Annotated in this window: 15 protein-coding genes; 3 read left to right on the plus strand and 12 right to left on the minus strand. The window is 69.1% G+C overall.

What is annotated here, in order from left to right:
* Together INR38_RS27085 and INR38_RS27090 are read left to right on the plus strand one after the other, a co-directional pair.
* The coding region (locus INR38_RS27085; RefSeq protein WP_207476029.1) for a nuclear transport factor 2 family protein at positions 1-333 on the plus strand (333 nt) is incomplete at its 5' end.
* Entirely contained in the window at positions 333-1,847 is a 1,515-nt protein-coding gene (locus INR38_RS27090) for a L,D-transpeptidase family protein (RefSeq protein ID WP_207441940.1), read from the plus strand. The genes INR38_RS27085 and INR38_RS27090, both read left to right, overlap by 1 nt.
* 71 nt (positions 1,848-1,918) lie before the next feature.
* On the opposite strand, the gene INR38_RS27095 is transcribed toward INR38_RS27090, so the two are convergent.
* The 12 genes from INR38_RS27095 to INR38_RS27150 all read right to left on the minus strand — a co-directional run bounded on the left by INR38_RS27095 (position 1,919) and on the right by INR38_RS27150 (position 13,851).
* Positions 1,919-2,308, minus strand: coding sequence for a hypothetical protein (locus tag INR38_RS27095; protein ID WP_013803741.1), 390 nt, complete (start codon positions 2,306-2,308; stop codon positions 1,919-1,921).
* Positions 2,309-2,436: 128 nt separating this feature from the next.
* The gene (locus tag INR38_RS27100) at positions 2,437-3,513 is read right to left on the minus strand and encodes a GntR family transcriptional regulator (protein WP_207441944.1); all 1,077 of its coding nucleotides are present in this window, start codon (positions 3,511-3,513) and stop codon (positions 2,437-2,439) included.
* Positions 3,514-3,576: 63 nt separating this feature from the next.
* Entirely contained in the window at positions 3,577-4,767 is a 1,191-nt protein-coding gene (locus INR38_RS27105) for an extracellular solute-binding protein (protein ID WP_063327984.1), read from the minus strand.
* Between the two features lie 23 nt (positions 4,768-4,790).
* A complete protein-coding gene (locus INR38_RS27110) occupies positions 4,791-5,885 on the minus strand; it encodes a GTP-binding protein (protein ID WP_207441946.1) in 1,095 nt (364 codons plus the stop codon).
* Complete coding sequence (locus INR38_RS27115) at positions 5,882-6,214, minus strand: hypothetical protein (RefSeq protein ID WP_242699220.1); 333 nt, start codon at positions 6,212-6,214, stop codon at positions 5,882-5,884. The genes INR38_RS27110 and INR38_RS27115 overlap by 4 nt, the downstream gene beginning before the upstream one ends.
* A 191-nt stretch (positions 6,215-6,405) precedes the next feature.
* On the minus strand, positions 6,406-7,164 hold the full coding sequence (locus tag INR38_RS27120) for an SDR family NAD(P)-dependent oxidoreductase (RefSeq protein ID WP_013803736.1): 759 nt from the start codon (positions 7,162-7,164) through the stop codon (positions 6,406-6,408).
* 11 nt (positions 7,165-7,175) lie between these two features.
* Positions 7,176-7,952 (minus strand): SDR family oxidoreductase, encoded by a 777-nt coding sequence (locus INR38_RS27125; RefSeq protein ID WP_207441949.1) that lies wholly within the window; start codon positions 7,950-7,952, stop codon positions 7,176-7,178.
* Positions 7,953-7,959: 7 nt separating this feature from the next.
* Positions 7,960-9,405, minus strand: a complete 1,446-nt coding sequence (locus tag INR38_RS27130) for an MFS transporter (RefSeq protein WP_013803734.1) — start codon at positions 9,403-9,405, stop codon at positions 7,960-7,962.
* Between the two features lie 28 nt (positions 9,406-9,433).
* Positions 9,434-10,309, minus strand: a complete 876-nt coding sequence (locus tag INR38_RS27135) for a polysaccharide deacetylase (RefSeq protein WP_013803733.1) — start codon at positions 10,307-10,309, stop codon at positions 9,434-9,436.
* A gap of 1 nt (position 10,310) precedes the next feature.
* Complete coding sequence (locus tag INR38_RS27140) at positions 10,311-11,744, minus strand: amidase (protein ID WP_207441950.1); 1,434 nt, start codon at positions 11,742-11,744, stop codon at positions 10,311-10,313.
* 123 nt (positions 11,745-11,867) lie between these two features.
* The gene (locus INR38_RS27145) at positions 11,868-12,650 is read right to left on the minus strand and encodes a siderophore-interacting protein (protein ID WP_207441951.1); all 783 of its coding nucleotides are present in this window, start codon (positions 12,648-12,650) and stop codon (positions 11,868-11,870) included.
* Entirely contained in the window at positions 12,643-13,851 is a 1,209-nt protein-coding gene (locus INR38_RS27150) for an arabinose transporter (protein WP_207441952.1), read from the minus strand. The genes INR38_RS27145 and INR38_RS27150 overlap by 8 nt, the downstream gene beginning before the upstream one ends.
* 60 nt (positions 13,852-13,911) lie before the next feature.
* Here INR38_RS27150 and INR38_RS27155 point away from each other — a divergent pair, with 60 nt between their 5' ends.
* Entirely contained in the window at positions 13,912-14,571 is a 660-nt protein-coding gene (locus INR38_RS27155; protein ID WP_013803729.1) for a TetR/AcrR family transcriptional regulator, read from the plus strand.
* Positions 14,572-14,686 lie beyond the last annotated feature (115 nt).

A 14,686-nucleotide genomic window follows, 5' to 3' on the forward strand; every position in this document is an offset into this window, starting at 1 on the left:
CAGGAAGTGGAAGCCGCCGTCAAGGCCTGGTCCACCGCATGGGCCGGCCAGGACATGGACCGCTACCTGGACGCCTACAGCGACCACTTCTCCCCGGCCGATGGCAGCAGCCTGGCCAAGTGGAAGGAGCAGCGCCGCCAGCGCATCGTTGGCCGCACCGCCATCGTCGTCAATGTGCGCGACCTGAAGGTGACCGTGGATGGCGACAAGGCCACGGCCCAGTTCCGCCAGTACTACGCATCGGGCGCGCTCAAGACCACTACCCGCAAGACCCTGCGCATGCAGCGCGAAAAGGGACAATGGCGCATCACCCATGAAGGAACCGGCTCCTGATGCCTGAAAAAGCGCGTCCCCTGGCACTGCCACCCACCGGCCTGCTGCGCCTGCATGCGCGGGCCGCCGGGGTGGCCGTGCTGCTGGTCGCGCTGTCCGCGGTGTCCTTCAGCCCGGTGGCCCATGCCAGGCAGGCCAAGGCCAAGGCCTCCAAAACGGCAGCTGCCAAGCCTGTCTCCTCCAAGCCTGCCTCCGGCAAGGCGGGCACAGCCAGGCTGCGCGCGGCATCGGGCAAGCCTGCCCTGGCCGCCGCTGCGGTGGCCACGGCGGGCGGTGCCGCTGCCGCAGCAGCCACCCATGCCAAGGCCGCCGCCCCCGCACAGCAAAGCCAGGCGGAGGCGCGCCTGCTGGCCATCATCCGCCAGGTGGAGCAGCGGGATCTGGACGGCGCGCTGAAGGCCGCCGGCGATCTCACCGCCGAGGTTCCCAATTTCCGTGCAGCTCAGCTGGTGTATGCCGACCTGCTGCGCTTCAAGACCGGCCGTGCCGGCGAGGTGCTGGCGGGCACGCCCGTCGCCGCCTCCTCCGCTCCCGGCCATCCGGGCCAGGGCGTGCTGGTGCGGCACAACCTGTCCGTGGGCAGTGTCGCGCGGCTGGAAGGCCCGGCCAGTCCCACGCAGGCCCAGCTGCAGGATCTGCAAAACGAACTCAAGCGCCGCCTGCAGGCCGACAGCGGCGCGCCGCCCGCAGGCTCCGTTCCCGGCGAGTTCCTGATGCTGGGCGCGTCGGTGCGGCATGCGATTGCCATCGACGCCAGCAAGTCACGGCTGTACCTGTTCGCCCATGAGGCGGGCGGGCTGCGGCTGGTGGGGGATTTCTATGTCTCCGTGGGCAAGCTGGGCACGGACAAATGGCAGGAAGGCGACCAGCGCACGCCGCTGGGCATCTACTTCGTGGGCCGCCACATCCCCGGACCCCGGCTGCCGGAGTTCTATGGCAAGGGCGCGCTCACGGTCAACTTTCCCAACGACTGGGACAAGGCCGTGGGCCGCTCGGGCAGCGGCATCTGGCTGCATGGCTCGCCGCCCGACCAGTTCTCGCGCGCGCCCGAGGCCAGCGATGGCTGCCTGGTGCTGGCCAACCCCGACCTCACCTTGCTCATGCAGACCGTGGACCGGCAGACGCCGGTGCTGATCCGCGAAAAGCTGCAGTGGGTGGCCCCCAAGGCCCAGGCCCAGCAGAAGGCGGCAGATGCCTTTGTGCGTGTCGTCGAGGAATGGAAGAGCGCCTGGGACGGGGCCGACCCGCGCAAGCTGGCCGCGCTCTACGCGCCGGACCTGCTGCAGTCGCCCGCCTCGCGCGCATCGCAGGAACGGCTGGCTGCCTACCTGAACCGCCCCGGCGTGACGCTGCAGGACCTGTCCATCTATTCCTGGAAAGATGCCAAGGGAGAGATCCGCGTGGTCAACCTGCGCGCCAGCAGCAAGGCCTTCGCCGAAGGCCTGCCGCTGCGCCAGTACTGGCGCAAGACGGGCGGGCGCTGGCAGCTCTTTTCCGAAGACGTGATGGGCTGAACCGGGCCGAGTCCGGTTGCTCCCGATAGCGCCCGATAGCGTCCGATAGCGCCAGGCGGGGCCCGGCCGGCTCAGGTGGTCTCGTTCTTGCGGTTGCTGTCGAACCGGCGCTCCGCATCGAACAGATGCTGTATCAGCACATGCGAGGTCATGTTCACGCCGATCCCGCCAATCATGGCCGGCAGCAGGTACAGCGCCGTGGACAGCTCCGAGACGAAGATGGCGTTGTCCGACAGCGACGGCGTCTGCCGGGCCGCCGATGCCAGGCTTTGCAGCAGGTAGACATCCACCCCCGCCATGGCCACCAGGGCCAGCCCGAACAGCAGCACCGTGGTGCGCGAGATGCTGCGCTTGGCCAGCAGGGCCGCGTAGATGGCGCAGGGAAGAACGACCGAGAAAACCACCAGGCTCCAGAATCTGGCTTCGGTGAAGACGGTGGTGCTGATGCGCAAGGCGTTCATCGGTGCGGTCCTTTGGGCGACCAATATGCCGTGCTTGCGTAAACGCCCGGTGAACGGCAGGCAAACCAGCGGTTCCACATGCAACCAGCCGCGCCGGCCTGCGGCAGCCGACTGCAGGAATCACAAGATCAGGTCTGCCGCACCAGGTAGGCGGGCAGCTGCGTCTCAGGCAGCACGGCCAGCACCTTGAGCTGCAGCTGGGCGCGCTTGCGCGCCTGCGCCAGATAGTCCTGCAGCGCCTGTGCGGCCCGCTCGTACTCCCCCTCCCACAAGGCATCGACGATCTGCCGGCAGTTCTCGGTCAGCGGCGGGTTGGGCGATTGCGGAAACATGCGGCAGAAGGTGCTGTGGATCAGCCAGGGCATCTGGCACTGCTGCAGCATGCCCACCAGCTTGTCGTTGGGATGCCGGGCCAGGAAGTCGCCGTGCAGGTGCTGCTCCACGCGCTGTTCCAGGCGCTGTTCCAGGCGCAATGGTTCCTGCGCGTCCGGAACACCTGGCGCCGTCGCGCCTTGCAGGCCGTGGCGCAGGCTGGCGAGCATGTCCCTGTCCAGGCGCGGCCCGCTTTCGCGCAGCGCTGCGGGCGCCAGCAAGGCGAGCAGCTCGAAGTCCTGATTCACCGCGCGTGCCGTCAGCGCGGCCACACGCCAGGCGGCGTAGGTGCTTTTCTCCACCAGCCCTCTATCTACCAGCCGGCTCAGCACCTCGCGCAGGGCCACGCGGTTGACGTTGAAGTGGTCCATGGCGGCGCTCTCATCGATCTGAAAGCGCCCGAAGATCATGGCGATGGAGATGGACTGCTCCAGCTCGTCGTGGATGCGCTCGCTTTCCGATGGAATGTGGATCGTGGCCTGGCCCGCCTCCAGGCCCAGGGCCTGCGCGTCCAGCGTCAGGCGCTGGGGCTGCACGGCCTGCCCGGGCCGGGCGACCAGGTAGCCGCGTCCGTCGAAGGTGCTCAGCAGCCCTTCGGCATGCAGCAGCTCGAAGGCCTTGCGCACGGGAATGCGGCTGGTGCCGAAGACTTTGGCCACCGGCCCCTCCAGCAGCACCAGGCCGGGCGCCACCCGCTGCTCGACGATGGCCTGGCGCAGGCGCTGGCGTATCAGTTCATAGCGCAGCCGGCGCTCGGAATCGCCAGATTCGCCGCTCTCGCCGGTCTCTTCGTCCCGCGCAGTCTGCGTGGATGCTTGTATGGCTCTTCTCATTCCTGCTTCATCTGCGTGTGCGTGTGCGTGTGCCGCTGCCGGCGGGGCCGTCATCGGGCAGGACTATAAGGCGCGCGCACGGCGCAGCAGCGTGGCCCACTGGCGCACCAGGTAGTTGTGCTCGTCCATGACGGTGTTCCAGACGGCGATGCGGCCCAGGCGCTGCTCGTAGGAGCCGCCGTCGCGCACGCTGCCGCGCGGGATCACGAGCTGGCCGTCGGTGCCCTGCAGGTCTTCGGCGGCGGGCAGGCCGGCGTACCAGTAGTCCCATTCGCTGGCGCTCAGGTGCTCGCGCGTGCGCAGCGGGTTGGAGATGTAGTAGCCCTGCCGCGCCATCGCGGCACCGGGCCAGCCGGATTGCCACCAGTTCAGGTAGCGGTAGGCGGCATCCAGCGTGTCGCCCCTGGCCTGGCTGGAGATGCCCAGGCCGCCGTACCAGGCGCGGTAGCCTTCGCGCGGACAGGCCAGGCGGTAGTCCAGTCCCGCCGCGCGGTAGTGGCCCATGGCCGGCGACCAGTGGCTCTGGATGGCAACGCCTGCATCGATCATCAGCCGTGCCGCATCGGCGTAGTTGCCCCAGAAGCCCCGGAACTGCTCGGACTCCTGCCGCTGCAGCAGCACGGCCATCATCCGGTCGATTTCCTCCAGCCCCAGGTTGCTGATGTCGCCGAAACGCATGTCACCGCTGGCCTGCAGGGCAAGGGCAGCGTCCAGCGCGCCGATGGCGGCATCGGCCTGCAGCGCAGCGCGCCCTCGGCAGGCGGGGGAGACCAGCCAGGACCAGCTTTCCTCGGCCTGGTCGAACAGCGCGGGCAGGGCGGCTGGCAGGTAGACAAAGCTGTCGACGTTGTGCGTGAGCGGGAGCATGGAGATATGCGCGCTGGGCACATCGCTGACGCTGCCATCGGCCTGCACATACAGGCGCGTGACAGGATTGCAGCCCGCGCCAAAGGCCGCCTGCGGCGTGATGCGGCCGGTGCGGGGCAGGGCGTTGACCTCGTCCCAACAGGTCAGGCGCGCCGTGTCGATGGGCTGCAGGGTGCCGGTGGGCCACAGGAAATCCACGCTGTGGAACCACTGGTCGTACAGGTCGAAGCTGTCCTGGCGCATCACGGCCTGGCGCTGGGCGTCGAAGCCGTCCAGCACCTCGAAATGGATGCGTATGCCCAGGTCCTGCTGCGCACGCTGGCGCAGGGCTTCGGTCAGCGTCACCGAGGTGCCGAGGACACGCAGTTCGGGATCGTTCTTGCGCATGTTGCGGTCCTTGCCGTGGAGGTTCACGCAGTGTGGGGTGAGGGACTTGCCGGGGTCTGGCTGCCATTGTCCTGCGAGTGGAGGCGGTAGAACGATTGGAACGATTGCCAGGAAGCCCTGACCTGCTGCTCATCGAGCCCGGCCGTGATGAAGACCAGGCGGGAGCGCCTGTCCTCGCCCGGCCACTCGGGCAAGTGCTCGGGGGCGTGCATGAGATGGCCCATGCCGTGCAGCGCCGTGGGCTGCCCCTGCGGCCAGCCATCCGCGGCCACGGCCACCAGTCCCTTCAGGCGCAGCAGCCGGTCGCCATGGCGGTGCAGCAGCATGGTCAGCCACAGGGTGAGCACGCACCAGTCCACCGGGCTGTCAAGTTCCAGGCAGAACGCCTGGGCGCCTGCGTGCAGACCCTGGCCCTGGCGCTGGCCCGTGCGGCCGCGCGGCGTGCCGACAATGGCGCGTGCCAGCCAATCGGTTTGCAGAGCATGGGATTCCTGCATCTGCCAGGCAGGCGGTACCGCTGCGCCAGGGCCGCAGGTGACGATGCTGGCCAGGGGATTGATCTGCGCCAGTTGCGCGCGCTGTGCCTCGGCCTGCTGTGGCGTGGCCAGGTCGGTCTTGCTCAGGTACAGCCGGTCGGCCGCCGCGACCTGGGCCAGCCATTCGGGGCGCTGGGACTGTTGCCACGGGGCATGCAGCGCATCGACCACGGTGGAGATGAAGGCCGGCCTGAAGATCTGGCGCAGCTGCGCATCGCCGATCAAGGTGGCGATCACGGGGCCGGGCGCGGCCAGCCCCGTGGTCTCCATCAGCACCCTTTGAAAAGGCGGCAGCTCGCCGCGCAGGCGGCGCTGGTGCAGGCGCCACAAAGCGTCCTTGAGTTCGCCGCGTATGGCGCAGCAGACGCAGCCGTTGTCCAGCAGCACCGTGTCGGCGTCTATGCGGCCCACCAGCAGATGGTCCAGCCCCACGGCCCCGAATTCGTTGATGAGCACCGCAGTCTCGCCCGCGGGCGAGTCCTGCAGCCATTGCCTGAGCAGCGTGGTCTTGCCGCTGCCCAGAAAGCCCGTGAGCACCCCCACGGGCAGCCGCTCGCCGTGGTGGTCCGTCAGGCCGCTCATGGCGCCTGCTCCCTGTGTTCCTGTGCTGGTGCACGCCCTTGTGACCGCACTTGTGCCTGCGCCGGCTGCCACGGCATGGCCAGCGGATCCAGGGCTCGGCCCAGCATCTGCTCGGCGGCGGGCCACAGCGCGCCGAAATCGGCAATCAGCACGCTGGCCCCCGTGGGGCCGGCCAGCACATAGGACTGGCCATGGAAGTCGCTGAGCCGCAGCCGCCACAGCGCCAGCAGCCGGTTGGCGCGCGCAATCTGAATCAGCCGCTGGCGGCGCCCGGCCGATCCGGCCGGCGCCTGGCTCCAGTGGCCGGAGCCCTGCAGCAAACCGCACATTCCACACATGACAGAAACCCTTTCGGTTGCGAATGGAGCCGCCTGCGAAACTGGCGCAGCCAAAGAGCAGAGACACCGAGGAAGGGCCTATGCCGGCCGCGCCGCCCCGCACCGAGGGTGTCGCCGGCTGCCCGTACGCCCCCCTCCGAAGAGAGGGGGAAGACGCGAAGCGACTCAGGGGGTGCTTCTTTTCACGGCATGACATCGCCGGAGTTGGGCCCCAGCGTCTGCCCCACATACAGATTGCCACCGGGATCGGAGGCCAGCAGCACGGCCGTGGGCGCCACCTCGTCGGCGCGGCCGAAGCGGCCCAGCGGCAGGCTGGCCTCCTTGGCGCGCTTCCAGTCCGCGCTGATGCCATCGACCAGCGGCGTGGCGATGGGGCCGGGGGCAATGGCGTTGACCAGGACGTTGTCGGGTGCCACTTCCAGCGCCAGCGACTTGGTGAAGCCGATCACGCCGGCCTTGGCCGCCGCATAGTGGCTCAGCTCCACGCCACCCTTGATGCCCAGCTGCGAGGCGATGTTGATGATGCGGCCCCAGCGCTGGGCCTGCATGTGCGGCACCGCGCGCCGCGCACACAGGAAGACGCTGCGCAGGTCCACGCGCAGCATCTCGTCCCACATCGCGGTGGACATGTCGGCGCAGCGCGACTGGGTGAGCATGCCGGCGTTGTTCACCAGGATGTCGATGCCGCCAAAGGCCTGCACGCAGCGGTCGATGATGCGGTGGGCCGTGGACTCGTCGCCCACGTCGCCGATGACGGTTTCGGCCTGCGCGCCCAGCGCGCGGCAGCGCTGTGCCACGCTGTCGGCGCGGGCGGCATCGATGTCGGCCAGCAACAGCTGCGCGCCGGCCTGCGCATAGGCCAGGGCGATGGCCTCGCCGATGCCGCTGCCGGCGCCTGTCACGACGGCGCGGCGGCCGTCCAGGGGCTTGGAGGTGTTCATGTCGGATGTCCTCAACTGGGCCAGCGCACGGTCAGGCCGCCGTCGGCAATGATGGATTGGCCGGTGATGTAGGAGGCCTCGTCGCTGGTCAGGAAGCGGATCAGGGCGGCGATTTCGCGGGCCTGCCCCACGCGTCCCAGCGGGATGCCCCTGGCCGCCTGCGCCAGGCCCTCCGGCCCCAGCGAGTTGACCGGGTCCAGCGATTGCGGCGTCTCGATCAGGCCCGGAATCACGGCATTGCAGCGTATGCCACGCGGTGCCAGCTCCATGGCCACGGCGCGGCACAGCCCGGGCACGCCTGCCTTGGCGGCCGCATAGTGGGCATGCTGCTCCCAGCCGTAGACGCCGCCTGCAATGGAGGAGACGGCCACCATGGCCCCGCCTGCAGCCATGTGGCGCGCACTGGCCCGGAAGGTGCGCATCACGCCGCCCAGGTCGATGTTGATGACCTCCAGCCACTGCGCATCGCTCATCTCGGTCAGGGCCGCCTGGCGCAGCAAACCCGCATTGGCGACGGCGAAGTCCAGCCGGCCGAAGCGGTCCACGGCGACCCGGGCCAGGTGCTCGACCTGTTCGGCATCGCCCACATCGACCGCCTCCATGACGCACCGCCCGCCCGCGCGTTCGACGAGTTCCAGGGTCCGGCCGGGATCGTGCGGATCCCGGGGGTAGTAGCTGCCGGCCACGGCAATGCCTGCCTGCGCATAGGCCACGGCCAGCGCCTGGCCGATGCCGCTGGCGGCGCCCGTGACGAGGGCCACCTTGTTGCTGGGGGTGTCCGGGTTCATGGCGGCCTCACTTCACGGTCTCGGGATCGACATGGGGTGCCAGAAACATCAGCAGGCCCGAGGCCGCGCAGGGAATGGCGCCCCAGTACAGCGCCGCCTGCACCCAGTCCGAGCCTTGCGACAGCGTCCAGGTCACGCCAAAGCCTGCCGCGATGGCGCCCACCTGGCCCATGGCGTTGACGAAGGAGCTGGCCGTGGCACGGATGTGGCTGGGAAAGCTCTCGCCGATCAGGAACAGGGCGGCTGCATAGGGGCCGATCAGGAAGAACAGCCCCAGCGAGTACAGCGGCACGATGCGCCAGAAGTCGCCCGAGGGCGCGTTCAGCATGAGCGCGAAGGCCAGGCCACCCAGCATCCAGCCTATGGCCACGGCGTTGCGCCGGCCTATGCGGTCACCGAGCCAGCCATGGAAGACATAGCCCAGAAAGCCCGCGAGATTGGAGATGATGAGCACCTGCAGCGCGCTGGAGAAATCCACGCCCTTGCCCGGCGTGCCGCCCGCGCCGCCCAGCACCGAGGTGCCCAGCACCGCGAAGATCACGATGGCGAACCAATTCAGGAAAAAGCCAAGGGCCAGCGACAGCGTGGGTCGCAGCGAGGCACCGCGGAACATGGCCGACAGGCCGGTGTGCTGCTCCTGCTGTGGGCTGGCGCCATGCTCCTGCGCCAGGCGCATGGCCTCTGCCTCGCGCCCGGCGCGGCGCAGATCGGCCACGCGCCGCGCGGTCAGGAACTGGGGCGTCTCCACCAGCCGTCGGCCCAGCACGGCAATCACCAGGGCCGGGAACATGGCGAACACGAAGGACAGCGCCCAGCCACCGCCCTGGCCGAACCAGCGCTCGCCCAGCGGATACAGCAGGGCCACCAGCACGGCGGTGAGCACGGCGCCCACGGGCCAGCCGCCCTGCACCAGCGAGTAGATGAAGCCACGCCGCCGCAGCGAGGCCGGGTCGGTATAGACCAGGGAGAACAGCTCGCTCAGGTAGGTGGCGTTGATGCTTTGCTCGGCGTAGCCCAGGCCCGCCAGCGAGCGCACCACGATCAGCAGCACGAAGCCCAGGCCCGCCGACAGGCCGATCACCCAGCCGGCCAGCGCCGTCAGTCCCGAGCACAGCGCGGCGCCCGCCACGGCGATGATGATGCCCTTGCGCCGCCCCAGCCGGTCCGCAATGGGGCCGATGGCAAAGGCCACGATCACCGTGCCCAGCGTCACCCAGGTGTTCAGGCGCGCCTGCTGCTCGGCGCTCCACTGGAAGTGCTCGCCCAGTTGCGGCAGCAGGGTGCCGAAGAGGATGAAGTCGTAGACGGCAAAGACCCAGGCGAAAAAGCAGACCCAGGTGGCGTAGCTGACCTGCCTGCGCGTCACGGTGGGCGCGGTCCAGGGGGCATCGATGCCGGCCGGGGTCGGATGGCCGGCGCCTGGGGCGTCGGAGGCAATGGCGGAGGTATTCATGGTGTCCTCGCTGAGGTGGGATGCGGCATCAACGCGGCTGGCGGCGCAGGAAGTCGTCGGCGATCTGGTCGCACGTCATGAAGCGCACGCCCTCATGCGACTGGAAATGCTCGATCAGGCGCTCCAGCATCAGCAGCACCTGGGGGCGGCCGGAGACATCGGGGTGGATGGTGATGGGGAAGACCGCGTAGTCGTGCTCGCGGTAGACCCAGTCGAACTGGTCGCGCCACATCTGCTCTATGTCGCGCGGGTTGACGAAGCCGTGGCTGTTGGGCGACTTCTTGATGAACATCATGGGCGGCAGGTCGTCCAGATACCAGTTGGCGGGGATCTCGACCAGCCGTGTCTCCTTGCCGCGCACAAGGGGCTTCATCCAGGTGTCGGGATGCTTGCTGTAGTCGATGCGGGTCCACTGGTCGCCCACGCGCACGTAGTACGGGTGGAAGTCGTTGTGCATCAGGCTGTGGTCGTACTTGATGCCTTTCTTGAGCAGCAGCTCGTTGGTGACCGGGCTGAATTCCCACCACGGAGCGACGTAGCCCGTGGGCGCGCGGCCGGCCAGCCGCGTGATGACTTCGATGCTGCGGTCCAGCACGGCCTCTTCCTGCTCGGGCGTCATGGCAATCGGGTTCTCATGGCTGTAGCCGTGGATGCCGATTTCGTGGCCCGCGTCCACCACGGCCTTCATCTGCTCGGGAAAGGTCTCGGCGGAGTGGCCCGGAATGAACCAGGTGGTCTTCAGGCCGTATTTGTGGAACAGCTTGAGCAGCCGCAGCGAGCCGACCTCGCCCGCGAACATGCCGCGCGAGATGTCGTCGGGCGAGTCCTCCCCGCCATACGAACCGAGCCAGCCGCCGACGGCATCGACGTCCACGCCAAACGTGATCTGGATTTCCTTGCTCATGTCATGCACTCCTATCAATGGGAACGGTGGAGGGGGAAAGAACCTGTTCGACGCTCAGCGCAATGCGCAGCAGCCGGTCGTCATCGCCCCGGGGGCGCATGAGCTGCAGGCCCGTGGGCAGAAACGCAGGCCTGCCGTCCAGGCCGGGAATGCGCTGCACGCCGCTGGGCAGGGCCACGGCCGGCGTGTCCAGGTAGCTGCCGGGCATGGTCAGCCGCAGCGTGGCGAGGTTGGTTTCGGCAAACAGCCTGTCGTCGTCCAGCAGCGGCAGCAGCAGGGGTGCGGTGTGGCCCGTGGTGGGCAGCACCAGGGTGGCATCGCCCAGCTCCTGCGCGAACAAGGCCATCAGTGGTGCGCGCTGGGCGATCAATGTCCGGTAGCTGTCGGGACTCAGATGCCTGGCCGCCTCCAGGCGCTGGCGCACGCGCGGGTCCATGCGTGCGGCCTGATCGGCATCGTCCAGGCGTGCGCGGTGGGTGGCAAAGGCTTCATGGGCGCCCAGCCAGCCATGGCGCCGGGTCAGCGTCCGTACGGCGCGCAGGCTGCGCAGCGTGCGGCGCTCCACGCGGGCACCCCGGGTCTCCAGCAAGGCCAGGGAGGACAGGAGGTTGTTGCGCACGGGAGCTTGCACGCGGTCGTCATCCAGCAGGCTGAGGTCCGTGCAGAACACCTGATTGCGCAGGTCCGCAGCGGGGGATGCGTTGGCATGGCCGTCGTCGGTCAGCCCGCGCAGCACGCGGTCCAGCGCCATGCAGTCGGCCACGCTCAGGGCCAGCGGCCCCAGGGTGTCCAGGGACGGCGCCAGCGCAAACACGCCCTGCAGGCAATAGCGCCCCCTGCTGGCGCGATAGCCCACCAGCCCGTTGAAGGCGGCGGGAATGCGCACGGACCCCGCCGTGTCCGTGCCCATGGCCAGCGGCCCGCACCCCAGGGCCACGGCCAGCGCAGCGCCGCTGGACGAGCCCCCGGGCGCCCGGTCGTGGCCTCCCTCATGTGCAAACACCGGCGTGCCGAAGCAGGGATTGAGCCCCAGGCCCGAGTAGGCGAACTCACTGAGATTGGTCTTGCCCAGGCAGACCATGCCGGCCGCTGCGGCACGCGCCACCACGGTGGCGTCGGCCCGGGCTGGCGCGGCCGACTGCAGCAGGGCCGAGGCTGCCGTGGTCGGCGTGCCGCGCACGTCGAACAAGTCCTTCCAGCTGATGGGGACGCCGTCCAGCGGCCCCAGCGGCCGGCCCGCGCGCCAGCGCTCCGTGGACTGCCGGGCCTCCTCGAGCGCGCGGTCCGCCGTGATGCGCGTGAACACTGACTGACTTGCGCAGGCAACGCGCAGGCAGTGCTCCGTGGCTTGCATGGGCGTCAGCGTGCCGGCTGCATAGGCCGCATGCAGTTCGGAGGCCGAGGGAGGCGCCGTCTGGCAGCCATTGGTTTTCATTGAATTTGAATGTTGATGTCAAAGTTCATTTTTTGATTCTAGTGAGCGCCTGCATCCCGCGTCCGGGTGGTTACCCGGGGGATGTGGCGCTGTTGATGGGGGGAGAAAGCTGCGTGCGCAGCCCTAGCGGCCCTGGCGATCCTTGTGGTCCGCCTCGCCGGATTTCCAGTAGCCCTTGGTGCTCAGCTGCATGCGGGCGATGCCACGGTCCAGGAAATGCATCTTCAACGTGTGCATGGCGCCGGACTCGCCGGCCATCCACAGATAGCCAGTGCCCAGCGGCAGCGGCCGGTACATGAGCCGCTGGCACAGCCTCTGTCCGGGCTGGCCTGGCGCAGCGGTGATCCACTCGGTGCGCCAGTTGGCGGCGCTTTCCATGGGTTGGCATTCGCCGTCGTCGACGATTTCCACATAGGCCTTGACCCGGGCGGAGGCCGGCAGACTCGCGGCGATGGACTGCATGGCCGGCAGGGCCGAGGCATCGCCTGCCAGCATCATCCAATCGGTGTCGGCTGGTGGAGCGAAGCCGCCACTGCGCGGGCCGGCAATGGCCACCTGCTCGCCCACGCGGGCCTGGGCGGCCCAGCGGGAGGCGGGGCCGTCGCCGCCAGCGGAGGTGTTGTTCTCATGCTTGGCATTGAACGCATCGCCATGCAGCACCAGGTCAATGTCCAGCGTGCCGGCCTGGCGGTCCACGCTGCGCAGCGTATAGGCCCGGCCTTCGCCGGACGGCAGGAACAGCTTGACCCAGGCGGCGGGCGCATCCGCTGCGGGCGCTCGCGAGAAGGCGGCAATCTGCTCGCCGCCCAGCGTGATGCGGCGCATGCGCGGGGTGATGGACTGCACGTTCACCACGGTGCCCAGCGCGCGCTGCGTGCCGGCGGGGGTGTGAAGCGGCTCAGCCATGGGAGGCTCCCCGGGCTGCGTTCACGCGCAGCAGCAGGGCCACGGCAATGGACAGGGCCACGCTCACGGCGGCGGCGAAATACACATCTCCCACGCCGGTGACGCTGGCCAGCAGCCCGGCGGCGGGGGCCGTCAATCCCATGGACAGGTCGAAGAAGGCCACATAGGCGCCCATGGCCGCACCGCGCGCCTGGGGTGGCGCACGGCGGACGGCCTCCACGCCGAAGGCCGGGAAGGCCAGCGAATAGCCGAAGCCGGTGAGTGCGGCTCCCGCGTAGGCCCAGGCCGCATCGCCGCCGCCCCAGATCAGCAGCAGGCCCGCCGCCTCCAGCGGAATGCTGGCCAGCGCCACCCGCACGCCGCCCAGCTTGTCAGGCAGATGGCCGAAGAACAAACGCGCCCCGATGAAGGCCAGGCCGAAGGCCGTGAAGGCCAGCGAGGCCGCGCCCCACCCGCGCGACGCGAACAGCAGCGCCGCAAAAGTGGTGATCACGCCAAAGCCCGCGCTGGACAGGGCCAGCCCCAGGCCGGGCAGCCACACCGTGCCCAGCACCTTGTAGAACGGTGTGCGGCGCTGGGCCGCAGCCGGCGTGGCGCGCAGGCCCCAGACCATGGCCAGGGCGGCCAGCGGCAGCACGATGGTGGCCACGGCAATGCCCGAGAAGCCCCAGGCCGCCTGCACTGCCACGCCGGCCGGCGCGCCCGCCGCATAGGCGCCGTACATGGCAATGCCCACCCAGGCCATCACCTTGCCGGCATGTTGCGGGCCGATCATTGCCATGCCCCAGCTCAGGGCGCCGGTGATGATCAGGCTCTCGGCGCAGCCCAGCATCACGCGGCCGGCGGCCAGCACCCAGACTGCGGCCTGTCCGCCCTCGAAGGCGCGGGACATCAGGTAGGCCACGCCCGAAGCGGCGGCCAGCAACATACCCAGCACCACGGCACGCCTGGCGCCGCGCGTGTCGGCCAGAGAGCCGGCCCAGGCCCGCGACAGCAGGGCCGCCGCGAACTGGCAGCCCATCACCGTGCCCACCCCCAGCGTGCCCAGTCCCAGGGTCTGGCTCAGGTGCAGGGGCAGCACGGGCATGGGCATGCCCAGGCAGAGAAAGCTGACGAAGACCGCCAGCGTCAGCGGCAGCAGCCGCGCAAATGCGTTCACCGGCGGCGACGCGGCCGCGGATGGCGAAATTCCGGTAGACATGTGCATTCCCTTTCAAATACGAGTAAAAACTCAGATCACATGTCCAGGAGAATATGAGCCATGGCTCGCATTGAAAACTCGCATTCGCAGGCGGCGCAGCGGCAGCCGCCCCAGCCCCGCAAGCAGCCACGGCAGGCGCGTTCCCTTGCCACGGTCGAGGCCATTCTGGAGGCCGCGGCTCGCGTTCTTGCAGAACGCGGCTACGCCGCCACCAACACCAATCTGGTGGCCGAGCGCGCAGGTGTGAGCGTGGGTTCGCTCTACCAGTACTTTCCCAACAAGGACTCGCTGATCACGGCCTTGCACGAGCGCCACGCCGCGCAGATGTACGCGGCCATTGCCGCCGTGCTTGCGGCCGAGCGGCCGCAGGGCCTGCAAGGCCATGTGCAGGCCATGGTCCGCGCGCTGCTGGCGGCGCATCGGGTCGAGCCCGATCTGCACCGGGTGCTGGAAAAGGAGTTCCCCTTCTTCGACGCGCCGCGCGAGCAAAGCGCGGCGGACGGCGGAATCTTCCGCCAGGTGCGCCAGCTCCTGGAGCTGCACCGCAGTCAGCTCGCCCACCGCGATCTGGACCTGGCCACCTGGATGCTGCTGCAGACCATGGAGTCCCTGGTGCATGCCGCCGTCATCGATCCGCCGGCCATGTTCACCCCCCAGGCCCTGGAGGATGGCATCGTGCAGGTGCTGATGGGGTATCTGCGAGCGCCTGCCCTGGGTTGAGGATGCAAGGCGCGATTTGGCCGCCAGGTCCTCAGGGTGCGAAAGCCTCTTCAGCCCCGAAGGCAAGCTGCCCGCAAATATGACCCGGATTCTGCTGTCTTCCTCCGGCGCAAGA

Origin of the sequence: Delftia sp. SD018, from assembly GCF_017355445.1 — a bacterium.
In the GTDB taxonomy this organism is placed as follows: domain Bacteria; phylum Pseudomonadota; class Gammaproteobacteria; order Burkholderiales; family Burkholderiaceae_C; genus Comamonas; species Comamonas acidovorans.